Origin of the sequence: Streptomyces sp. NPDC059398 (genome assembly GCF_042751845.1) — a bacterium.
Classification (GTDB): Bacteria; Actinomycetota; Actinomycetes; order Streptomycetales; family Streptomycetaceae; genus Streptomyces.
In genome coordinates, this window is the sequence record NZ_JBHYWP010000081.1 from 2,302 (window position 1) to 23,339 (window position 21,038).

The 21,038-nt window shown below is 69.9% G+C and carries 18 protein-coding genes, 1 tRNA gene and 1 pseudogene; 6 read left to right on the forward strand and 14 right to left on the reverse strand.

What is annotated here, in order from left to right; genetic code table 11:
• Positions 1-66 precede the first annotated feature (66 nt).
• Both ACFXBC_RS25325 and ACFXBC_RS25330 read right to left on the reverse strand, forming a co-directional pair.
• A tRNA-Met gene (locus tag ACFXBC_RS25325) sits at positions 67-140 on the reverse strand.
• Between the two features lie 132 nt (positions 141-272).
• On the reverse strand, positions 273-3,158 hold the full coding sequence (locus tag ACFXBC_RS25330) for a UPF0182 family protein (RefSeq protein ID WP_385028818.1): 2,886 nt from the start codon (positions 3,156-3,158) through the stop codon (positions 273-275).
• Positions 3,159-3,294: 136 nt separating this feature from the next.
• Here ACFXBC_RS25330 and ACFXBC_RS25335 point away from each other — a divergent pair, with 136 nt between their 5' ends.
• A complete protein-coding gene (locus ACFXBC_RS25335; RefSeq protein WP_385028750.1) occupies positions 3,295-3,855 on the forward strand; it encodes a PPA1309 family protein in 561 nt (186 codons plus the stop codon).
• 102 nt (positions 3,856-3,957) lie between these two features.
• Here ACFXBC_RS25335 and ACFXBC_RS25340 read toward each other — a convergent pair whose 3' ends face one another.
• The 4 genes from ACFXBC_RS25340 to ACFXBC_RS25355 all read right to left on the reverse strand — a co-directional run bounded on the left by ACFXBC_RS25340 (position 3,958) and on the right by ACFXBC_RS25355 (position 7,185).
• Positions 3,958-5,052 carry a PDZ domain-containing protein gene (locus ACFXBC_RS25340; protein ID WP_385028753.1) on the reverse strand — a complete coding sequence of 365 codons (1,095 nt, stop codon included), beginning with the start codon at positions 5,050-5,052 and terminating at the stop codon, positions 3,958-3,960.
• Between the two features lie 81 nt (positions 5,053-5,133).
• Positions 5,134-5,304 (reverse strand): hypothetical protein, encoded by a 171-nt coding sequence (locus ACFXBC_RS25345; RefSeq protein ID WP_385028756.1) that lies wholly within the window; start codon positions 5,302-5,304, stop codon positions 5,134-5,136.
• Positions 5,305-5,460: 156 nt separating this feature from the next.
• Positions 5,461-5,919: a molybdenum cofactor biosynthesis protein MoaE gene (locus ACFXBC_RS25350; RefSeq protein WP_385028759.1), complete on the reverse strand. Its 459-nt coding sequence runs from the start codon at positions 5,917-5,919 to the stop codon at positions 5,461-5,463.
• A 153-nt stretch (positions 5,920-6,072) separates the two neighbouring features.
• Complete coding sequence (locus tag ACFXBC_RS25355) at positions 6,073-7,185, reverse strand: SDR family oxidoreductase (RefSeq protein ID WP_385028762.1); 1,113 nt, start codon at positions 7,183-7,185, stop codon at positions 6,073-6,075.
• A 241-nt stretch (positions 7,186-7,426) separates the two neighbouring features.
• On the opposite strand from ACFXBC_RS25355, the gene ACFXBC_RS25360 reads away from it, so the two are divergent.
• The gene (locus tag ACFXBC_RS25360; protein WP_385028765.1) at positions 7,427-8,953 is read left to right on the forward strand and encodes a zinc-dependent metalloprotease; all 1,527 of its coding nucleotides are present in this window, start codon (positions 7,427-7,429) and stop codon (positions 8,951-8,953) included.
• 41 nt (positions 8,954-8,994) lie between these two features.
• A complete protein-coding gene (locus tag ACFXBC_RS25365; RefSeq protein WP_385028827.1) occupies positions 8,995-9,501 on the forward strand; it encodes an NUDIX hydrolase in 507 nt (168 codons plus the stop codon).
• Between the two features lie 139 nt (positions 9,502-9,640).
• On the opposite strand, the gene ACFXBC_RS25370 is transcribed toward ACFXBC_RS25365, so the two are convergent.
• The 4 genes from ACFXBC_RS25370 to ACFXBC_RS25385 all read right to left on the reverse strand — a co-directional run bounded on the left by ACFXBC_RS25370 (position 9,641) and on the right by ACFXBC_RS25385 (position 13,657).
• A complete protein-coding gene (locus tag ACFXBC_RS25370) occupies positions 9,641-10,396 on the reverse strand; it encodes an AIM24 family protein (protein ID WP_385028768.1) in 756 nt (251 codons plus the stop codon).
• A 16-nt stretch (positions 10,397-10,412) separates the two neighbouring features.
• Complete coding sequence (locus ACFXBC_RS25375) at positions 10,413-11,093, reverse strand: AIM24 family protein (protein WP_385028771.1); 681 nt, start codon at positions 11,091-11,093, stop codon at positions 10,413-10,415.
• 11 nt (positions 11,094-11,104) lie between these two features.
• Positions 11,105-12,829 carry a TerD family protein gene (locus ACFXBC_RS25380; RefSeq protein WP_385028774.1) on the reverse strand — a complete coding sequence of 575 codons (1,725 nt, stop codon included), beginning with the start codon at positions 12,827-12,829 and terminating at the stop codon, positions 11,105-11,107.
• A 231-nt stretch (positions 12,830-13,060) separates the two neighbouring features.
• A complete protein-coding gene (locus ACFXBC_RS25385; RefSeq protein WP_385028777.1) occupies positions 13,061-13,657 on the reverse strand; it encodes a M48 family metallopeptidase in 597 nt (198 codons plus the stop codon).
• 197 nt (positions 13,658-13,854) lie between these two features.
• On the opposite strand from ACFXBC_RS25385, the gene ACFXBC_RS25390 reads away from it, so the two are divergent.
• The gene (locus ACFXBC_RS25390; protein ID WP_385028780.1) at positions 13,855-14,997 is read left to right on the forward strand and encodes a TOMM precursor leader peptide-binding protein; all 1,143 of its coding nucleotides are present in this window, start codon (positions 13,855-13,857) and stop codon (positions 14,995-14,997) included.
• Positions 14,998-15,038: 41 nt separating this feature from the next.
• Positions 15,039-16,452: pseudogene (locus ACFXBC_RS25395) on the forward strand (ABC1 kinase family protein); the annotation flags it as partial.
• 518 nt (positions 16,453-16,970) lie between these two features.
• On the opposite strand, the gene ACFXBC_RS25400 reads toward ACFXBC_RS25395, so the two are convergent.
• The 4 genes from ACFXBC_RS25400 to ACFXBC_RS25415 form a co-directional block, all read right to left on the reverse strand.
• Positions 16,971-17,300: a hypothetical protein gene (locus tag ACFXBC_RS25400; protein WP_385028783.1), complete on the reverse strand. Its 330-nt coding sequence runs from the start codon at positions 17,298-17,300 to the stop codon at positions 16,971-16,973.
• Positions 17,297-17,665, reverse strand: a complete 369-nt coding sequence (locus tag ACFXBC_RS25405; protein ID WP_385028785.1) for a WhiB family transcriptional regulator — start codon at positions 17,663-17,665, stop codon at positions 17,297-17,299. The genes ACFXBC_RS25400 and ACFXBC_RS25405 overlap by 4 nt, the downstream gene beginning before the upstream one ends.
• A 131-nt stretch (positions 17,666-17,796) precedes the next feature.
• Positions 17,797-18,075, reverse strand: coding sequence for a hypothetical protein (locus ACFXBC_RS25410; protein WP_385028830.1), 279 nt, complete (start codon positions 18,073-18,075; stop codon positions 17,797-17,799).
• Positions 18,076-18,288: 213 nt separating this feature from the next.
• A complete protein-coding gene (locus ACFXBC_RS25415; protein ID WP_385028788.1) occupies positions 18,289-20,469 on the reverse strand; it encodes an ATP-dependent DNA helicase UvrD2 in 2,181 nt (726 codons plus the stop codon).
• Positions 20,470-20,775: 306 nt separating this feature from the next.
• On the opposite strand from ACFXBC_RS25415, the gene ACFXBC_RS25420 reads away from it, so the two are divergent.
• Positions 20,776-21,030, forward strand: a complete 255-nt coding sequence (locus ACFXBC_RS25420; protein WP_385028791.1) for a mycoredoxin — start codon at positions 20,776-20,778, stop codon at positions 21,028-21,030.
• Positions 21,031-21,038: the final 8 nt, after the last annotated feature.

A 21,038-nucleotide genomic window follows, 5' to 3' on the forward strand; every position in this document is an offset into this window, starting at 1 on the left:
GGCCAATGGGGCCCCACACACCCATCCCCCCCTTAAATCTCCCCTTCGGCGCCCCATCGACTTCAGTAGCGGGGACAGGATTTGAACCTGCGACCTCTGGGTTATGAGCCCAGCGAGCTACCGAGCTGCTCCACCCCGCGCCGTTGTGAGTCAACCGTACCACGGCACGGAGGGGCGCCCGACCGCCCCCTGTCCGGCCACCGACCGGGCCTGATCAGGGCTTTTACCTCCTGATCAGGCCCTGCCCCGCTGCCGGTCGGCCGGTCGGCCGGTCAGCCGGTCTTGCCGCTCGGCTTGACCTTGGCCCCGGCGTCGGCCGCCCGCTGAAGGGCGTTCTGCAGGTCCTTCTGCGCCTTGCCGTAGGCGGTCCAGTCCGGGTTCTTCCCGGCCAGCGCCGCCTCGCTGTCCTCGTACGCCTTCTGGGCGTCGGCGATGGCCTTCTTCACCGTGCCGTTGGCCGGCGGTCTCGTGGTGTCCCCGGTCGACGGCGGATTGGTCTCCTGCCCGTCCGCCCCGAACACCTGGTTCAGCGCGTCGCCCAGACTGTTCGCGAACGCGGTGGTGTCCCCGTCCGGTGAGTCGGCGTCCGCGAACGAGACGGCCACCTTCTTCAGCAGCGGATAGTGCGCGTTGTTGCCCTGGGCGTACACCGGCTCGACGTAGAGGAACCCGCCGTCCAGCGGCACCGTGAGCAGGTTCCCGTACTCGATGTCCGAGTCGGCGCCCTTCATGTCCCGGACGAAGGTGCCTACTTCCGACGAGCCGTTGAGCTTGTTCTGCACCTGTTCGGGGCCCGGCACTTCCGATGTGACTCTGAGGAGTCTGATCGTGCCGTAGTCCGGACTCGCCGCGTCCGCGTCCACCGCCATGAAGCCGCCCAGATTGGGCCGCCCGCTCGGAGTGAACGTCGTGGTGAGCGAGAACCGCTGCTTGTCGTCCTTCTGGCCCGGCATCTTCAGCGACAGGTAGTACGGCGGTACCGCTCTGTTGTCCCTGGTGGTCGGGTCGTTGGGCACCTGCCAGGCGTCACTGCCGCTGTAGAACTGCTTGGGGTCCTTGACGTGGTAGAGCGCCAGCATCTCGCGCTGCACCTTGAACATGTCCTGCGGATAGCGCAGATGCGCCTGCAGGTCGGCCGGGATGTCCGCCTTCGGCTTGACCGTGTGGGGGAACGCCTTCATCCAGGTCTTGAGGACCGGGTCCTTGGTGTCCCACTGGTACAGCTTCACCTCGCCGGTGTAGGCGTCCACCGTGGCCTTCACCGAGTTGCGGATGTAGTTGACCCGGTTCTGCTGGGCGACCACCGACCGCTGGTTGTCGGTCAGCGAGTCGGCCGTGCTGTCACCGAGCGTCGTGCGCGAGGCGTACGGATATCCGTTGCTCGTGGTGTACGCGTCGACGACCCACTGGATCTTCCCGTCCACCACCGCCGGGTAGGAGTCGCCGTCGATGGTCAGCCAGGGGGCGACCGCCTCGACGCGCTGCTTCGGCGTGCGGTTGTAGAGGATCTTCGAGCCCTTGCCGATCGCTCCCGAGTAGAGGATCTGCGGCTCGTTGAAGGCCATCGCGTACGCGGCGCGGTTCAGCGGGCTGGAGATGTCCACCCCGCTCTTGCCCTTGTAACTGGTGGTCTTCTCCCCGTTGTTCTCGTAGTCGAGCTCCTTCTGCGGGCCCCCGACGATCGAGTACTGGGTGGTCTTCTCGCCGTAGTAGATCCGCTGCCTGGCCGTGGAGAGCTTCGGGAGGCTGCCCGTGGTCGGCAGGCCGGACTCGGTGAAGACCGGGGCCCCGTTGCTGTCCGTGGCCGTGCCCTTGGCCGCGATGGCGCCGAAGCCGTGGGTGTAGGTGAAGTGGTTGTTGATCCAGTTGGGCTTCGGGATGCCCGCGATGTTCAGCTCGCGCAGCCCGATCACCGTGTCCTGGCCGTTGTAGCGGTCCACGTCCAGCGTCGCGGGGAAGCCGTAGTACTTCCGCTTCTGCTCCACCTGCTGGAAGGTCGGCGAGACGATGTTCGGGTCGTTCAGCCGGTAGCTGGCCGCCGAGTTCGCGTCGTCACGCTGCTTGGCCGTGTTCTTGGTGCTGCTCTTGCCCGAGTAGTCGTCGACGTCCGTGCCCGCGATGTTGTACGCCTGGCGCGTGGCGTTGATGTTCTTCTGGATGTACGGAGCTTCCTTGGCCTGCTCGTTCGGCTCGACGGTGAACTTCTGCACGATCGCCGGGTAGAGCCCGCCGATCAGGATCGCCGAGAGCACCATCAGACCGAAGCCGATCACCGGCAGCTGCCAGGTGCGGCGCCAGAGCGTCGCGAAGAACAGCAGGGCGCAGATGACCGCGATACAGAAGAGGATCGTTTTCGCGGGGAGATAGGCGTTGGCGTCCACATACCGCAGGCCCGTCCAGTTGCCCGTGGCCTTGAAGTCACTGGACTTGACCGCGAGTCCGTACCGGTCGAGCCAGTACGCCACGGCCTTGAACGCCACGAAGATACCGAGCAGCACCGACAGATGACCGGTTGCCGCCGATGTCGCGCGCGCACCGGGGCTCGTGACGCGCAGCCCTCCGTACAGGTAGTGCACCAGGGCGGCGGCGATCAGCGAGAGCACCGCGGCGGCGAAGCCGAAGCCCAGCAGGAAGCGGTACCAGGGCAGATCGAAGGCGTAGAAGGACACGTCCAGCTTGAACTGGGGGTCCTTCTGTCCGAACGGCACACCGTCGACGAACATCAGCCAGGTACGCCACTGCCCGGACGCGGAGGCACCCGCGATCAGCCCGACGACCGCGGTGACCCCGAGCAGCAGCCACTTCTTGTACGGGGCGATGCCCATCCGGTAGCGGTCGAGATTCTGCTGCTCCAGCGACATCGCGCTCAGCGGCGGCCGCAGCCGGTGCGCCAGCCAGATGTTCAGGCCGACGGCGGCCCCCATCAGCACGCCGAAGACGAGGAAGAGCCCGATCTTCGTCCACAGCGTGGTCGTGAAGACGGACGAGTAGTGGACGGAGCGGTACCAGAGCCAGTCGGTCCAGAACCCGGCGAACATGATGAACGCCATGGCCAGAACGACCAGCACGCCCAGTGTCATGAGCAGGGTCCGGGCGCGGCGGGACGGCCGTCCCACTCTGATCCGTGGCCCGGTCGGGCCTCCGCCGCGGTCCGGCATCTGGAAAGCCAACGTGCGCACCTCGAAGTCTGCGGTCGTGTGGAGCAGGCCCCGCGATCGTAGGGCCCACTCATGCAACTTACTGAGGCTTTACCCAGTTCCCGTTCCCGGGGTGGAAGAGGGCAGGATATTGCCCATGCCCAACCTTTCTTCGCCCTCAGGCCCTCCGATGGCCACCAGTCCGCTCACCGTGGCGGTGCTCGAAATCGACGAGTACGCGTCCGGTCTCGGCTGGGACCAGCCCGCCCGGCTCTTCGCACTCGTGGACACCGCGAAGCTCCGTACCCAGGAGCCCGGCCTCGCCGCCCAGCTCGGTCTCGACGAAGGCGAGCCCGCCGCTTCGCTGACCCCCGTCGAACAGGACGAGATCCCGGACACCACGCCGCTCGACGAGTTCCTCGCCACCATCGCCTGGCCCGACGCGGTGGCCGGCTGCGCGATGACGGTGGAGCGGCTGATGCTGCCGCCGTCGGCCGAGGCGTCCGTGCCGGACGGCATGGACGAGGCGCAGCTGACGGCCTGGGTGGCCGAGCACCCGGACCGGCAGGAGGTGCGGATGACGGTAGCGGTGCTGCGGGACGGCACCCGTGAGTCCGCGCTGCGGCTGCGCGCGAAGGACTCACCGAACGAGGTGCTGACGGGCTCGGAGCTGGTCCCCGGGCTCGCCGACGCGCTCTCGGTGACGTTCGAGGCCTGAGCTCGGAGGCTTGACCTTCCAGGTCTGATCTTCCGGGCCTGACTCACCGGGTCCGGTCCCAGCCGCTCCGCCTGGCGGCCACCCGCCTCTGCGGCCGTGTGGCTACTTGGCGGAGCAGCTGGGCAGCCCGGCCGTCTTCCCGGTCCGGATCTTGTCCATCGCCTGCTTCGCGTCCTTCATCGCCTTCACCTTCACCAGGGTGAGGCCCGCGGGGGTGTCGGCGGCGGCCGCGGCGCAGTTGTCGCTGGGTGTCAGGAAGTACTGGGCGCCGGCCTTGCGTGCGGCGACGAGCTTCATCTCGATACCACCGATGGGCCCGACCACACCCTTGTCGTCGATCGTGCCGGTGCCCGCGACGAACTTTCCGCCCGTCAGATCGCCCGGTGTCAGTTTGTCGACGAGGCCGAGGGAGAACATCAGCCCGGCACTGGGACCGCCCACATCGGCGAGCTTGATGTCGATGTGGAACGGGAAGGTGTGGTCGGCACCGGCCGTGATGCCCACGATGGCCCGGCCCGGGTCCGGGGCGGGCGCCTTGGCGGTGACGAGGGACACGTTCTTCGTGCCCTTCGGCTCGGTGTGCTTCTTCTCCGCTGCCGCTGCGTTCGCCGCCGGTACGACCGTGAAGACGACCGACTGGCCCGGCTTGTGCTGGGTGACCAGCTTCGCCACGTCACCGGGCTGGGTGACGGCCTTGCCGTCCACGTCCTTGATCACATCGCCCGCGTGCAGCTTTCCCTGCGCGGGGCTGCCCTTGACGACAGTGGAGACCACGGTCCGCGACTTCACCGGGATACCCAGCTCGTCCAGGGCCGCGACCTTGGCGCTCTCCTGGGACTCGCTGAACTCCTCGGCATTCTGCTGGGTCGACTGCTGCTCGGTCGTGCCGTCCGGGTACAGGGTGTCGTGGGGGACGACCACGGTGTCGTGCGCGAGCCAGCCGTACACCGCCTCGACCAGGTTCATCCGGTAGTCGGACCGGGTGACCCGGACCGTCACCATGTTGAGGTGCCCGCTCGTCGGATACGTCTTGTGGCCGGAGATCTGCAGGACCGGTTCGCCGCCCGCCTTGCCGAGCGTGTTCACGGTCGGCCCGGGGCTCATCTCCGCGTACGGGACGGTGAGGAACACTCCGCCGCACAGCAGCGCGATCAGCACGAGGGTGGACGTGAGCAGCGTCAAGGTGCGGCGTGGCATGGAACGACAGTACGGGACCGTCCTGTGGCGCACCGCTCGGGGCCGGGGCTCCAGGTGCGGGCGGCACCGGCGCTCGCGGGGTCAGAGCGCGTCGGAGCCGGCGTCGGCCTTCTCCATGGCCTTACGGAACCGGGCGTAGCCGGCGAGTTCGGCGCCGTCGGCGGCCTTGCGCTGCCGCGCGGCCCACCGGCCCCACAGGGCGGCGCCGACCGCGGCGATGAGCGGAATCAGCAACCAGGCAAGCGCACCCATACCGACCTCCGGACCCCCGTGAACAGTCGCGAACCGACTGATCAGCAGATTAGTCTTCCGCTGCTCCAACGCTCACGGCAGGGGGGCGGTTACGCAAATCGAGCACATGGCGGACAGGGTCCCCCGCGAGGGGGGGCGTTCCGGTCCGGGACGGCGTCAGATGCCGACCCACTCCTCCGTGCCGTTCGAGAAGGTCTGGTGCTTCCAGATCGGCACGTCGTGCTTCAGATCGTCGATGAGCATCCGGCAGGCCTCGAACGCCTCGTTGCGGTGCGCGCACGAGACGGCGGCCACCACCGCGAGATCGCCCACCGCGAGATCGCCCACCCGGTGGACCGCGGCCAGGGCGCGCACCGGGAACTTCTCGGCGACCCGCTCGGCGACCCGGCGCATCTCGTCCTCGGCGGAGGGATGGCAGGAGTAGCCGAGCGCGTCGACATCGGTGCCGCCGTCGTGGTTGCGCACCGTACCGATGAAGAGCGCCGTGCCGCCGGCCGCCTCGTCGCCCACGGCCTTGAACACCTCGTCGATACTGAGCGGGGTGTCACGGACCTCCAGCAGCCGGATGGGGTCCTGGGCCGCGTGTTCGCCGGGGTGGTCGTCGGTGAATGCCATGAGGTCCATGGTGCCGTACGGGAACGACGGCGCGGAATGGCGCTTTCGACCGGTACCGGCACAACCCCCTTGGAGCGTCCTACAGGGCGCCCGCGGGTGGGTCCGGGCACGGGCGCGCGGTGAACAGGCAGCTCGTGACCTGACGGGCAGAGCTCAGATACGCCCGCGCCGCGCCCGGCGTGCCCGGCGCACCAGCGCCGCCGTACCGAGCAGCGCGACCGTCGCACCGGCCGCACCCGCGGCTGTGGCGTCCTTGCGGCCGAGCCTGCGGCCCGCGACGGTGTGCCGTCCCGCGACCTCTTCGAGAAGTTCGGCGAGCACGTCCTCGTTGGTCCATCGGGGCCGCCAGCCCGCGTCGTGCAGTCTGCCGACACTGACCACCCAGGGGTGCATCGTGTACGCCAGGTCCCCGGCGGGCGACGGGGTGAGGCCGATCCGGTGCAGCCGGGCCGCGGCGCCGAGCGCCACAGCGGACGGCAGTTCCATCCGCCGGATTCCGCTGAGCTCCTCGACCTGGTCCTGTTCGAGCCAGCCGTCGCAGCCGACCGCGAACTCTCCGTCGACCTTTTCGAGCGCGGCGTACTCCAGTGCGCTGACCAGGTCGTCCACATGGCAGAACTGCCAGGTGGGGCGGGTGCCGGCGACCACCAGCAGGCGCGGGGACTCGAAGTAGCGGGTCAGCGCGGTGTCCGTGCCGCCCACCAGGACCGTCGGCCTGACCACGGTGACGTTCAGACCGGGATGGGCCCGCGGGGCGCGGCGGCCCAGCCGCTCGATCTCCAGGAGGTCACCGACGCCGGTGGCCTCGGCGGTCGCCCGCAGTTCGGCGTCCTCCGAGAGCGGGATGTCGTTGTCCGGCAGCGCCCCGTAGACCATGGCCGATGTGCAGAGCACGACGCGGTGGACCCCGGCGGCAGCGGCGGCCGTCAGGACCGTCTGGGTGCCGCGGACGTTGTACGCCGAGCGGGCTGACGCATCGGTCTCCAGATCGAGGTCGAGCGCGAGATGCACCACGACGTCTGCGCCGCGCAGCTTCTCGGCGATCGCCGGGTCGCGCACGTCGAGGATGTGCCACTGCGCATCGGCCACGTCACCGCGCCGCTCGTCCATGGCCACGACCTGCTTGACCTCGTCGGACCCGGCCAGCTGCCGGGTCAGCAGGGCACCGATACCGGAGGCGGCTCCGGTGACCGCGACGACGGGTCCTCGGGAGGGCTTGGTTGAGAGGTTTCGCGCTGCGCGAACCTGCGGATCTGGGGAACTCACCGGGCGTCTCCAGAGGTTGTCTTCAGTACGTACGCGAACTGACACGTACGGACCAGGTGGCGTCCATCCTGCCGCAGCCCATGCGTCAGCCAAGCACTGAGCCCTCATCGGGCACCGGTGTCTGTGCGGAGCCGCCCGGTCGGACCCGGCCTGACCGGGCGGTCACCCTCTACCCTGGGTGGTGTTGTCGGGCAATCGCTGTCGGCCAGTCGGCCGACGGCCCTACGAGCCGAGGAAACCCGTGAGTGACACTCCATTCGGATTCGGCCTTCCGCCGGAGGAGCCGGAGGACGGCGACGAGGGCAAGAGCAAGGGCAGCCAGGGCGGCGGAAGCTCCCCGCAGAATCCACTCGGGTTCGGCCCCGGCAGCGGCGGCGACAATCCGTTCGCCGCGATGTTCGGTTCGATGAACCCGAACGACCTGGGCGCCGCGTTCCAGCAGCTCGGCCAGATGCTGAGCTACGAGGGCGGCCCGGTCAACTGGGACATGGCGAAGGACATCGCCCGGCAGACGGTCGCCCAGGGCACGTCCGACGGCACCAAGGACACCAGCGTGGGCCCGGCCGAGCGGTCGGCGGTCGAGGAGGCCGTGCGCCTGGCCGATCTGTGGCTGGACGGCGCGACCTCGCTGCCCTCAGGGGCCGGTACGGCTGTCGCCTGGAGCCGCGCCGAGTGGGTCGAGGCGACCCTGCCGGTGTGGAAGGAGCTCGTCGACCCGGTCGCGGAGCGTGTCGGAGCGGCCATGGGCGGGGTGCTGCCCGAGGAGATGCAGGCCATGGCGGGCCCGCTGCTCGGCATGATGCGGTCCATGGGCGGAGCCATGTTCGGCCAGCAGATCGGCCAGGCGGTCGGCGTCCTGGCGGGCGAGGTCGTCGGCTCCAGCGACATCGGCCTGCCGCTCGGCCCGGCCGGCAAGGCGGCGCTGCTCCCGCTGAACATCGAGGCCTTCGGCAAGGACCTGGGCATCGACAAGAACGAGGTGCGGCTCTATCTGGCGCTGCGCGAGGCCGCCCACCAGCGGCTCTTCGCCCATGTGCCGTGGCTGCGCTCGCATCTGTTCGGCGCGGTGGAGGGGTACGCCCGCGGCATCAAGGTCGACACATCGAAGCTGGAGGACGTCGTCGGCCAGCTCGACCCCTCGCATCCCGAGCAGTTGCAGGAAGCCCTCCAGCAGGGCATGTTCCAGCCGGAGGACACCCCGGAGCAGAAGGCCGCACTGGCCCGTCTGGAGACGGCGCTCGCGCTGGTCGAAGGCTGGGTGGACGCCGTGGTGCACGAGGCCGCGAAGACCCGTCTGACCTCGGCGGACGCACTGCGCGAGACGCTGCGCAGGCGCCGGGCGTCGGGCGGTCCGGCCGAGCAGACCTTCGCCACCCTGATCGGCCTGGAGCTCCGTCCGCGCCGGCTGCGGGACGCTTCCCGGCTGTGGGCCTCGCTCACGGACGCACGGGGCGTCGACGGCCGGGACGGCCTGTGGGAGCACCCGGACATGCTGCCGACCGCTTCCGACCTGGACGACCCGGACGGTTTCGTCCACCACGAGCACCTGGACTTCTCCGAGCTGGACAAGATGCTCGGCGAGGCCGCGGGCGGCGACAGGACCGGCACCGGCAAGGCCGACCTGACCAAGGGCGGCGACACGGACGCCGGCCCGGCGCGGACCGGCGAGGGCGACGAGCCCGGCGGGAGCGCCGAATCCGACGGCAAGCACGGGCCGGACAGCAAGAACGACGAGAACGATGACAAGAAGGACGACTCCGGCCAGTGACGCACGAGGGCACCCTGCGGGACGACGCGGTCCGCGTACTCATGGGCCACCAGGGCCAGGGCGAGCTGCGCCAGAGGTATCTGGACCATCTCTCGGCCCACCCGGACGGGATGTGGAAGTCCTGCGGGTCCGGGCATCTCACCGCGAGCGCTCTGGTCCTGGCCCCGGAACGCGGTCAGGTGCTGCTCACCCTGCACAGGAAGCTGCGGATGTGGCTCCAGATGGGCGGACACTGCGAACCGGGCGACAGCACGGTGGCGGGTGCCGCCCTGCGTGAGGCGACCGAGGAGTCCGGCATCGAGGGGCTGACGCTGCTGCCCGGCGACCCGCTGCGGCTTGACCGGCATCCGATTCCGGGGCCGTGCACCCAGCACTTCGATGTGCAGTACGCGGCTCTGGTCCCGCCGGGAGCCGTGGAGCTGATCAGTGACGAGTCGCTGGATCTGCGGTGGTTCGCCTACGACGAGGTGGCAGACGTGGCCGACGCGTCCGTCCGGCACCTGGTGGACGCCGCCCGCACAGCGCTGGCCGGGCAACCGTCCGGCTGAGGTGAGGTGCGGCGTTCCGCAGGAGTCGGCTGCGGGCTCCCGTACGAGTAGGCGGCGGGCCTCCGTACGAGTAGGCGGCGGGCCTCCCGCAGCTGATCAGGAGGCCGCCGCCTCGTCCTCGTCTGTCCGGACGTCCTCGTCAGTTCCAGACGTTGCCCTGGTTCCGGCCGTGCGCGCCCTGCTGTCCCACGCCGAACTGCGCCAGCACCCCGTCGCCGATGTTCGCGTGCTGCGGCGGCATCACCTCGCTCGGCTGGACGAGGGCGAACCCCTGTCCCAGGAAGCTGAGTTCCCAGCCCTCACCGGTACTGCCGCGCCGCCGCCGCACCCCCGATGAGTGTGTCTGCGCCTGCATCTGCACCCGCAGACCGGACGACCAGGCGACCACCGCGTCCGCATCGGCGTTGATGTACTTGTCCGGCGTGACCTGCATCATCAGCGGCTGCCCCGAGGTCATCAGGGCCACCTGGCCCCGGCCGGTGATGTGCAGCTGGTACTTGCCGGATCCCGAGATGCCGTACTGGCTGTCGACGGCGACGACCGTGTGGTTCAGGCTGGAGTCCATCGCCAGGACATAGGCGCTGTCCACCGTCAGACCGTCCTGGTCGACCTCCACCATGTGCACATGCTGCGCCAGATTGGCGAAGTAGACCGTGCCCTGTCCGTGGCAGCGCATCAGGTCGAGCCCCTCGCCCGTGTGAGCCCGGGCGCGCCGCTGCTGGTTCGACTGGTACTCCCCGTCGAATTCGATCATCCCCTGGTACGCGACCATGGCGCCCTTGCGGGCGAGTACGTCGTCGTGTCCGGTCAGCGCGACCCGCAGCAACTGCGGGTTCTGCACCGTGTACCGGTCCTGGGTCTGCTGCTCCGTATAGCTGAAAAGCGGGCTCTGCATGGTGTTCTGACTCCCCTCAGTTCCGGATCCGCAGACGGTCGGTACTGTCCTCGCTCGGCTGTACGACGACGATGCCCTGCCCGGAGAAGGCCATCTGGTACGCCTCACCACTGCCGCGCCCGATCAGCGAACCGGCCTTGAAGCTGCGCTTGCCCTTCACCTTCAGATTCGGTGACCAGGCGACCAGGGCGTCCGGGTCGACATATGTCTCGTCCTCGCCGCTGCCGCAGTCGACGACGATCGGTGTGCCCCGCGAGGTGATGGCGACCCAGCCGCTGCCGGACACCTGGATGTTCCACAGCCCCTGGCCGGCGAACTTGGCCATGCCCTTGACTCGTTCCACGCCCCAGGTGAGGCTCGCGTCGTAGGCGAGCAGATTGCTGCCGTTGACCGACAGCGCGTCGTTGTCGAGGTTGATGACGACGATGTCCGCGCCGTAGTCGGCGAGGTAGAGCAGGCCGTCGCCCGAGCACTTCATGAGCGGGGCGCCCTCACCGGTGATCCAGTCACGGGCGATCTGACGGACGGCGGGCGGATTCGGCTCGTACTGCACGAAGCCCTCGTACGCGACCATCGATCCGGTGCGTGCGAGCAGGTCCTGGCCTGTCTGCATGGCGACCTTCAGCATCTTGCTGCCGTGGTTCTCCATGCGGGCCGTGACGGGGGTCGGGGCGTAACCCGCGAGCTGCTGGTTCATGACGGGCTCCCTCAGACCTCGTACGGCTGGACGATGATGAAGTTCCCGGGGGCGCCCCGGAACTGGAGGTTCACGCTCTCGCCGCTGTCGCCCGCGTAGGCGTTGTGCCGCAGTCGCACCTGGCTGGCGACGATCACCTGCGAGGCCGACGACCAGGCGACGACCGCATTGCAGTCGGCGAAGGTGGTCGGGGTGACGGGCAGGACGACCGGCGCCCCGTGGGTCTTGACGATCACTGTGCCGGTGCCCTGGAACTGCATGGTGAACAGGGCCCCGCCGGGGATCCCATGGCCCTCGATCCTGCGGACCTCGTACTGCAGGGTCTCGTCGAAGGCGAGCACGTTCTCCGCGGAGACGCAGATACCGTCGCCCTGCAGCTCAATGGGGTGCAGATGGGTGCTGTTCTCGGCGAAGAAGACCTGTCCACGGCCGGTGCAGCGCATCAGCTGCATCTCCTGGCCGGTGGCATGGCCCACGATCCGCCCGGCGAATCCGGCTCCCTTGTAGCTGAAGTCGACCTTGCCCTGGTACATCACCATGCTGCCCTGGCGGGCGAGTACAGGGGTGTCACTGATGGTCAGATCAGCCCTCATCAGGTACTTGTTCTGCGGTGTCCAGCGCTGGCCGGTGTCCGTTTCCCGGTACTTCTGGAAGGCGGCCTGCAGCCCGGGGACCGCCACGGTCGGCTGATGCTGACCGTAGGGGGCGGGCTGTCCGTACGGAGCGGGCTGCCCGGGAGACGGCTGCTGACCGTAGGGGCCCGGCCCGCCCTGGGCGTCTCCGTACGGGGCGGGGGCGCCCGGCGGCTGAGCCTGGCCCGGGAACTGACCGAACTGGGGCGGCTGTTGCTGCTGGGGAAGCGGCGGCGGCTGTGGCGCGTAAGGAGCAGGAGCGGGCGGCGGGGTGACGCCGCCCTGCATATGCATCGGCGCGGCCATGGTGGGCGCCGAGTGCAGGGGCGGCGGAGCGGGCGCCGGGGGTGGAGGCGGAGTGGGCCCCGGGGGTGGAGGCGGGGCCGCCGCTCCCCCGGGCGCGGGCTGCGGCTGCGGGGCAGGCGGGGCCTGGGGCGTGGCGGTCTGGGGCTGGACGGTCTGGGGCTGGGCAGCCGGCGCGCCGAAAGCGGGGGCGGGCTCGGGAGCGGCGGGGGGAGCGAAGGCGGGAGCGCCGAAGGCCGGCGGGGCGGCCTGCTGCGGAACTTCGGGCTCCTCGTCGGCCACTTCACCGCCGAAGTTCTTCAGCAGCGCTTCGAGTCCCCCGTCGAAGCCCTGGCCGACTGCGGCGAACCGCCAGACGTCCTTCAGATAGAAGTCGCCCAGCATGACGGCGCGCTCGGTGCTGAACTCGGAGCCGGTGAAGGCGTATCTGACGACCTCTTCGCCGCCGGCGACGATACGGATGTACCCGGGCCCGATCTGTGACATCTGGCCGCCGCCGTCGATCGTCGCGGTGAACGAGAGCTTCTGGACGGTCGCGGGGATGCGGTCGAGCGTGACACGGAAGGATTCGGTGTCACCGGCCTGCGCGCCGAGGAGCTGGATGGACTCCTCGGGCGACTTGGGCTGGTTGAAGAAGATGAAGTACCGGTCGTCCGAGAGCTGTTCATCCGCGTCGAGTCCGAAGCAGCTGATGTCGAAGGTCAGTCCGGCGCCCGCGATCTGTACACCCACGTACAGGTCCGTGCCCGCTGTCAGGTCACTGATCCGGGCCTTGTGGCCGCGTTGGAATTGCCTGGCCATACGTAACGACCGTCCCCCATCCCGAGTGTGTTTCCGTCGCGTCAGGCTAACGGCTGGCACCGACATCCGGCCAAGCCGGGACGGACCCGGTACGCAGCCGGTACAGAATCGCCGGGGGGGGCGTGCGGCACCGGAGGCCAGGGACGCCGGAGCCGTCTGCCGCACCGGAGGTCGGGGGCGCCGGGGCCGTCCACCGCACTCCGCGTCAGGACCGCAGGAACGGTGGAGCCGTCACTCGCCCCGGGCCGCGGGCAGATGGGGCAGCCGCTCGGCGGAGACCACCCCTTCGAGGTAGCCCCGGGCCCGCTCGGTGCGCGGATACGCATCGAGGAGCCGCCAGAAGCGCGGGCCGTGGCCGGGCACCAGGAGATGGGCGAGCTCGTGGAGCAGCACATAGTCGACGACGTACTCCGGCATGCCCTGGAGCCGGTGCGACAGCCGGATGCTGCCCTCCGCCGGGGTGCAGGAACCCCACCGGGTGTTCTGGTTGGTCACCCAGCGCACCGAATCGGGACGTGCCCTGCCCTCGAAGTACTGCTCGGACAGCCGCGCCGCGCGCTCGGCGAGCCCGGTGTCGCCGAGGACGCGCTTGCTCTCCTGGGCCGCGAGTTTGTCGAGCATCACGGTCACCCAGCGCCGTTCCTCCGCGTCCGACATCCGGGCCGGGATGAGCACGATGGTGCGGTCGCCCTCGCGGTACGCGGAGACCGTTCTGTTCCGACGGGCGCTCCTGCGGACCTCGACCGGGCTCGTCGCCGGGGCGCAGGGCGGCGGGGTCTTCGCGCTGCGCGAGGGGTTTCCGGCGGTGTGCAGGGGATCGACGGGCACGTCTCGACGTTACCCGCTGTCAGTGGGGGAAGTCCCGCGCCCATGGCGGTTGAACCTTGATCCATTCCATAGAGTGCAGCATTCGAAGTATCAGCACACCGCGCCTGTGGATAACTCTCCGCACCGTCCATGACCTGAGGGCATTCTGGCGACAGAGCCGCTGGGACAGCCCAGCGGACTGTGAACGGGGGCGTGCGATGCATCCAATGGTGAAGCCCGCGCTGCGGCGCGCATGGCGGGACCGGCAGGCCGTGCAGTTCGGGGTGACGCCCGCCCAGGCGGTGGTGCTCGGCCCGGTGGACCCGGCGACCGGCTGTCTCATCGGGCTGCTGGACGGCACCCGCGGGATGGAGCTGCTGCGGGAGGAGGCGCGGGCCATGCGGCTGCCGGACGGCCAGGTGGACAAGCTGGTCGCCCGGCTGGCGAAGGCGGGGCTGATCGACGATGCGCGGGCCGGAGGCGCGGCGGTCGAGGCGTTACGGAACCGGCCCGGCACCCTGGACCGGCTCCGCCCCGACCTGGCATCGCTCTCACTGGTCCATCCGGAGCCGGGCGGCGGCGCGGCCCGGCTCGCGGCGCGGCGGGCCATACGGGTCCAGGTCCGTGGTGCCGGCCGGGTCGGGGCCATGGTGGCGGCGCTGCTCTCGGCCTCCGGGGTGGGCCTGATCGAAGTGCTCGACGGCGGAGCCGTCACCCCCGGGGATGTGGCGCCGGGCGGTTTCCCGGCCGAGGCCGTCGGGGAGCGGCGGGACACGGCGGCCCGCCGGCTGGTCCGGCGCGCCGCGCCCGGCCCGCCATCACGGGCTTCGGCTGCCGCACCGGGCGGGGACTGCGGGCCCGGGCTGTCCCTGGTCGTCGTCGCCCCGCGGGACGGACTCGACGCCTATGTGCCGGATCCGGCGGTCTCCGCGGAGTGGATCGCGTCGGGCACACCTCATCTCTACGGGGGTGTGCTCGAAGGCACCGGAGTGGTCGGGCCGCTGGTCCTGCCGGGAGGCACGGCGTGCTCGGGCTGCCTGGCCCTGCGCCGGGCCGAGCGTGATCCTGGCTGGCCCCGGATGGTCGCGCAGTGGCGCTCGGGCCGACGCGGCTCCGTCCCGGCCTGCGATCTCGGTCTGGCCACGGCGGTCGCGGGACTGGTGACCGCCCACGCACTGACGTTCCTCGACGGGGAGCTGCCCGCTTCCACAGGCTCGCGGTGGGAAGCGTCGCTGCCGCTGCTCGACTGGCGAGCGGCCCGTATCACACCCCACCCCGACTGCAGCTGCGGTGCGGGTGGGCACACTGAGGGGGTGCATGCCTCGGAGGCCGAGGCTCCGCACGACACAATGGCCGGGTAACCGCCGTACGCTCCACGGCAGTCTGGGATTTGGAGGGGCGCATGTCTGATCTTCCCCGGAAAGCGGTCACACGTACCGCCAAGCTGGCGTCGCTCCCACTCGGTTTCGCCGGCCGCGCCACCTGGGGCCTGGGCAAGCGGATCGGCGGCAGGTCCGCGGAGATCGTGGCACGTGAGGTGCAGCAGCGCACGGCCGAGCAGCTCTTCAAGGTCCTGGGCGAGCTGAAGGGCGGGGCCATGAAGATGGGGCAGGCACTCTCGGTCTTCGAGTCCGCCCTGCCCGAGGAGATCGCAGGCCCCTACCGGGCGGCGCTGACCAAGCTCCAGGAATCCGCCCCGCCCATGCCGGTGCAGACGGTGCATGCCGTGCTGGAGGCTCAGCTGGGTACGGAGTGGCGTGAGCTGTTCGTCGAGTTCGACGACAAGCCGTCGGCCGCCGCTTCCATCGGCCAGGTGCACCGCGCGGTGTGGCACGACGGGCGGGCGGTGGCGGTCAAGGTGCAGTATCCGGGGGCCGGTGAGGCACTGCTGTCGGATCTCAGCCAGCTGAGCCGGTTCGCGCGGCTCCTCGGACCGCTGATTCCCGGCATGGACATCAAGCCGCTCATCGCCGAACTGCGGGACCGCGTGTCCGAGGAACTGGACTACGAGCTGGAGGCGGACGCGCAGCGGGAGCACGCGGAGGAGTTCGCCGGGGATCCGGACGTGGTGGTGCCCGGTGTGGTGCACCAGAGCGACCAGGTGCTGGTGACCGAGTGGATCGACGGGATCCCGCTGGCCGATGTGATCTCGGACGGCACGGAGGAACAGCGTGACCGGGCGGGGCAGCTGCTCGCCCGTTTCCTCTTCTCCGGCCCGGCCCGCACCGGGCTGCTGCACGCCGACCCGCATCCGGGCAACTTCCGACTGCTGCCCGCAGATGAGGGCGGGCGCGGAGATGAGGCCGGGGACACGGCCGGCCGGCCGGCGGAGGACGGCGGCCCCGCGGACGGTACCGCCGCCGAGGGGGCCGCGGCACGGTGGCGGCTGGGGGTGCTCGACTTCGGGACGGTGGACCGGCTGCCGGGCGGGCTCCCGGCCACGATCGGCCAGGCTCTGCGGATGACGATCGAGGGAGAGGCGTCGGCCGTCTACGAGATGCTCTGCGAGGAGGGGTTCGTCAAGGAGTCCATCGAGCTCGATCCGGAAGCGGTTCTGGAGTATCTGGTACCGATCATCGAGCCGGTGCAGGCTGAGGAGTTCACGTTCAGCCGGGGCTGGATGCGGGCCCAGGCGGCGAGGATCGCCGATCCCCGTTCCCCCGCCCATCAGTTGGGCAAGCAGCTCAATCTGCCGCCGTCCTATCTGCTGATCCACCGGGTGACACTGAGCACCATCGGAGTGCTCTGCCAGCTGGGTGCGACCGTGCGGCTCCGGGGCGAGCTCGAAGACTGGATGCCGGGGTTCCTTCCGGAGACCGTGGAGACCGGACTCCCGGAGCAGGACCTCGACCAACTCCCGGCACAGGCCACGGAGAAGAGCACGGAGAAGAGCACAGGGAACAGCGCGGAGAAGAGCTCGGGGGAGGACGCGGAGAAGGAGACCGAGCCCGGCGCGGACCTCGACTCGGACGACGGTACGGAACAGGGCGCGGACGCTGTCCCGGAGCAGGGGCTCCCTCCCGCCCAGGCGCGCGCCTGACCGGCCCGCTACCGACGGCTCCGGAACATGCCGGCCCGGAACACCCCAGGCCCCCATGCCGGTTCTGGACGTGCACGGTCGGGACATGCCCAGCCTGGACACGCCCGGTCTGGACACGCCAGGGGGCCGGTCGCATCCGACCGGCCCCCGCTGTCCTTCGCGCTCTGGGCGCGTCTTTCGTGTTACCGCGTTATCGCTCTACCGCGTTGCCGCACTGGTCCGGTCCGGTCCGGTCCGGTCCGGTCAGTCTGGTCTGATCCGATCCGCTGCGACTTCGCTGCTTTACCAAGGCTGTTACTGCATGACCGCCATGGCGAGCGCGCGGCGGGCGCGCAACGACACGCGTTCGGCGCGGCGTTGCATACGGCGGGCGGCCACCAGGCGCAGAGCCTGGCGTTCGATATGGGCCTCCCTGTGGCGCTCGTGCATATGAGCACGAGCCATGGCTTCTGGGATGAGTTGCATCTCACGGGTCCTGTTCTGACGCGAGGCGGTCGCGCCGGTGGTGGTGACGACTGGGGTTGCGGAGCCGGACGGCTCGCTGGTGGAGGAGGTCATCGGGTCCTGCTTCTGGGGATCGTGCTTCTGGGGACGGTCGATCGTTCCGGGGCCGTTGAGTTTCATGCCGCGACCGGGTTCTTGCGCGGACGACCACGCGGCCTCTTGCGGGCGACGACGACGCCCTGGACGAAGAGCTCACCGCCCCAGACACCCCAGGGCTCCCGACGCTCCTTGGCGCCTGCGAGGCAGGCCTCGACCAGCGGGCAGGTGCGGCAGAGCGACTTGGCGTACTCGACGTCCGCCGGGGTCTCGGCGAAGAAGACCTCCGGGTCGTAGGCGCGGCAGGGTACGGGCGCGTCGAGGTTCTCGATGGCGTCGTCGAGAACGGTCAGCGCGGTGAGCGGGAACACGGTGGGATCCTCCGGGGCAACAGGGGGCGAGAGCGTCTGTGAGGGCGGTACGGACGGGGCGTGCGCTTCGATTTGCACGGTGGTTTCATTCCTCGTCTGGTCGTTCCGGTCTGTTTGACCGAAGGTCGTCTGGTGGCCCAGTACAAACAAAAGGGCCGCGGATCCCGGGTGGGGTTCCGCGGCCCTGAAGGCGCCTGCCTGATGCTGGATCAGACTGGATCACTCCAGGGTTCGAGCCCACGGAAGGCCCACATCGTGTGATGCTGCGTTGCCTGCTGGCCGAACTCGGCACCGGCTGCCGCAAACGCATAGGACGGAATCCCCGCGATTGCTACTGCTGCTTCCGGTGCCTGGGTCGGTCGCTCATTACGGTCCCGAACGGGAAGGCCCACGGGGGAAACAGGGCTGACGGCAGAGAAGCCGGACAGACCGATCCCACGGAAGGAGGAGCCGAGCAGGCAGGTGGCGACGACCGAGCGGTCAGTCATTTTGGTCTTCGTCGTGGTTGCCACTGGTCTCGCCTCCTCTCGGCGTCTCGGGGAGCTGGGGCCCGGGGGCCGCGTCCCATTCGTATAGGTCACGTAAAGCTGTGGATCAAGTACAGCACGGAACCAGGGCTTCAGAGAAGTCGCTGTTCCCGTGGTTAAGAACCTAAGGGGGTTCCCGGGGCGTGCGCAAACTATTTTCTCGACGAGTTTCGGTCAGTCTTCCCCGTCCTCGCCCGCAAGCTCCTGGCCTGCACAGATCTTCAGCACATCGGCCCCGAACCGCGCGATCTTCCGGGCCGGGACACCGGCGATCCGCGTCAGCTCGCTCTCGCTCGACGGCACGGCCTCGGCGATGGCCATCAGGGTCTTGTCGGTGAACACGCAGAACGCGGGCTGCCCCGTCTCCTGGGCCTGGACGGAACGCCACTCGTGCAGCCGCTCGTAGAGCGCCTCGTCCATGTCGGACGGGCACTCCTCGCAGCGCATCAGCTTCATCTCGCCGCCGTCGGTCAGCGTCTTTCCGCAGACCCGGCACCGCACGGGCCCGCGGTGCTTCCGGCGGACCGCCGTCCCCCGCTCGATCCCGCCCGCACCACCGTCGGCGCCGCGCAGCCCGGCGGTGGCAGCCGAACCCGGCCGCAGCCCGCTGAGGAAGCGGCTGGCCCGGCGGGAGGCCCTCCCCCCGGGAGACCGGGACAGTGCCCAGGAGAGTGTGAGGTGCAGCCGGGCACGGGTGATGCCCACATAGAGCAGCCGGCGCTCCTCCTCGACCTGGGCGTCGGTCTTGGCGTAGGTGATCGGCATCATGCCTTCGGTGAGACCGACCAGGAACACCGCGTCCCACTCCAGCCCCTTCGCCGAGTGCAGCGAGGCCAGGGTGACGCCCTCGATGGTCGGGGCATGCTGCGCCGCCGCCCGCTCGTCCAGCTCGGCGACCAGATCCGAGAGGGTCGCCCCCTCCCTGGCCCTGGCGAAGTCCTCGGCCAGGCGCACCAGCGCCGCCAGTGACTCCCAGCGGTCCCGGACCGCACCGGATCCTGCGGGGGCCTCCGCCCGCCATCCCTTGGTGCCGAGCACCGCACGCACCTGGGACGGCAGATCCACCGCGTCGTCGAGCAGCGGGTCGTTGCCCCCTGCACGGGCGGCTCCGCGCAGCGCTACCCCGGCCTCCCGGACCTCGGGCCGTTCGAAGAACCGCTCGGCTCCGCGCAGCTGGTAGGGCACGCCCGCGTCGGCCAGCGCCTGCTCGTAGACCTCGGACTGGGCGTTGATCCGGTACAGCACGGCGATCTCGGAAGCGGGGACGCCCGCTGCGATCAGGTCCCGGATCCGGCGCGCGGTCCCCTCGGCCTCCGTGGGCTCGTCCCCGTACTCCTTGTAGACGGGCTCGGGCCCCGGCGAGCGCTGCGAGATCAGTTCAAGGCGGTGCTCGGCGGCCCGGCCGCGCGCCTGTGCCAGCAGCCCGTTGGCCAGGTGGACGACCTGGGGTGTCGAGCGGTAGTCCCGGACCAGCTTCACCACTGTGGCCTGCGGATGGCGGACCCGGAAGTTGAGCAGGTGGTCGGGGGTGGCGCCAGTGAAGGAGTAGATGGTCTGGCCGGCGTCGCCGACGACGCAGAGGTCCTCCCTGTCCCCCACCCACAGTTCGAGTAGCCGCTGCTGGAGCGGGCTGACGTCCTGGTACTCGTCGACCACGAAGTGCTGGTACTGGCTGCGGATCCGGTCGGCGATGTCGTGCCGGTCCTGCAGGATTCCGACGGTCAGCAGCAGTACGTCCTCGAAGTCGATCACTCCGCGGTCGCGCTTGAGCTGCTCGTACATCGCGTAGATCTGGGAGATCTCGGCCGGGCCCCGGGGCGCATCGCGCGCCGATTTCGCGATGGCGGCCGGGTAGTCGGCGGGCACGGTCTGGGTGACCTTGGACCACTCGATCTCCCCCGTCACGTCCCGCAGCTCGTTCCGGTCGAGCCGGACACCGCAGCGCGCGGCGGCCTCCGCGACCAGCTGGACCTTGCGCTCGACGAGCCTGGGCACCTCGCCGCCGACCGCCTTGGGCCAGAAGAACTGGAGCTGGCGCAGCGCCGCCGAGTGGAACGTGCGCGCCTGGACACCGCCCGCGCCGAGCTGGCGCAGCCGCCCGCGCATCTCTCCGGCCGCGCGGTTGGTGAAGGTCACGGCGAGCACCGTGGAGGGCTGCAGAATCCCTGCGCGCACCCCGTAGGCGATGCGGTGCGTGATCGCGCGGGTCTTGCCCGTGCCCGCTCCGGCCAGCACGCACACCGGACCGTGCAGGGCGGTCGCGACCTCGCGCTGCTCGGGGTCGAGCCCGTCGAGCACCGCGTCGGCGGAGTCCGGGACCTGCGGGAAGAGAGAGGCGTGCGTTGCTGCAGTCACCCCGCCATGCTGCCAGGTCTCCCGCACCCGATGGATCCGTTGTCCACAGGGACCGGACCATAGTAGTACCGGTCGCGTACCGCAGTCGTACCGGTCGCGGCCGTCGTGCTCTCGGCCGACCTGGTCCCGGCCGTCCTGGCCGCCGCCGGCCGTCCGCCGGGCCCCTCCGGGGAACGGGAATGGCTGGCCGGTCACGTACGTTCTACCGGCATGTGATTTCCCGGGGTCGCCCCTAGGAAATCCCCATGTATCGGACGAAGCAGTACAGAAGGCTGCGGGCGAAGCAGCAACAGAGGAGCGCGAGACATGCCGGGCACTGTGACGATGTACAGCACCACGTGGTGCGGCTACTGCCGTCGGCTGAAGGGCCAGATGGACCGTGAGGGCATCGCGTACACCGAGGTGAACATCGAGCACGACGCCGATTCCGCGGCCTTCGTGGAGAAGGCGAACGGCGGCAACCAGACCGTGCCCACGGTTCAGGTGGTCTCCGACTCCGGCAGTGAGTCGGTGCTGACGAACCCTTCGCTCGCGCAGGTCAAGCAGGCCATGGCCGCCTGACCCCACCC

Bases quoted from the DNA above. Each gene is read 5' to 3' on its own strand.
- ACFXBC_RS25330 (WP_385028818.1), bottom strand. From the start codon at position 3,158: ATGCCGGACCGCGGCGGAGGCCCGACCGGGCCACGGATCAGAGTGGGA.
- ACFXBC_RS25335 (WP_385028750.1), top strand. From the start codon at position 3,295: ATGCCCAACCTTTCTTCGCCCTCAGGCCCTCCGATGGCCACCAGTCCG.
- ACFXBC_RS25340 (WP_385028753.1), bottom strand. From the start codon at position 5,052: ATGCCACGCCGCACCTTGACGCTGCTCACGTCCACCCTCGTGCTGATC.
- ACFXBC_RS25345 (WP_385028756.1), bottom strand. From the start codon at position 5,304: ATGGGTGCGCTTGCCTGGTTGCTGATTCCGCTCATCGCCGCGGTCGGC.
- ACFXBC_RS25350 (WP_385028759.1), bottom strand. From the start codon at position 5,919: ATGGCATTCACCGACGACCACCCCGGCGAACACGCGGCCCAGGACCCC.
- ACFXBC_RS25365 (WP_385028827.1), top strand. From the start codon at position 8,995: ATGGGCCACCAGGGCCAGGGCGAGCTGCGCCAGAGGTATCTGGACCAT.
- ACFXBC_RS25370 (WP_385028768.1), bottom strand. From the start codon at position 10,396: ATGCAGAGCCCGCTTTTCAGCTATACGGAGCAGCAGACCCAGGACCGG.
- ACFXBC_RS25375 (WP_385028771.1), bottom strand. From the start codon at position 11,093: ATGAACCAGCAGCTCGCGGGTTACGCCCCGACCCCCGTCACGGCCCGC.
- ACFXBC_RS25380 (WP_385028774.1), bottom strand. From the start codon at position 12,829: ATGGCCAGGCAATTCCAACGCGGCCACAAGGCCCGGATCAGTGACCTG.
- ACFXBC_RS25390 (WP_385028780.1), top strand. From the start codon at position 13,855: ATGCATCCAATGGTGAAGCCCGCGCTGCGGCGCGCATGGCGGGACCGG.
- ACFXBC_RS25400 (WP_385028783.1), bottom strand. From the start codon at position 17,300: ATGAAACTCAACGGCCCCGGAACGATCGACCGTCCCCAGAAGCACGAT.
- ACFXBC_RS25410 (WP_385028830.1), bottom strand. From the start codon at position 18,075: ATGACTGACCGCTCGGTCGTCGCCACCTGCCTGCTCGGCTCCTCCTTC.
- ACFXBC_RS25420 (WP_385028791.1), top strand. From the start codon at position 20,776: ATGCCGGGCACTGTGACGATGTACAGCACCACGTGGTGCGGCTACTGC.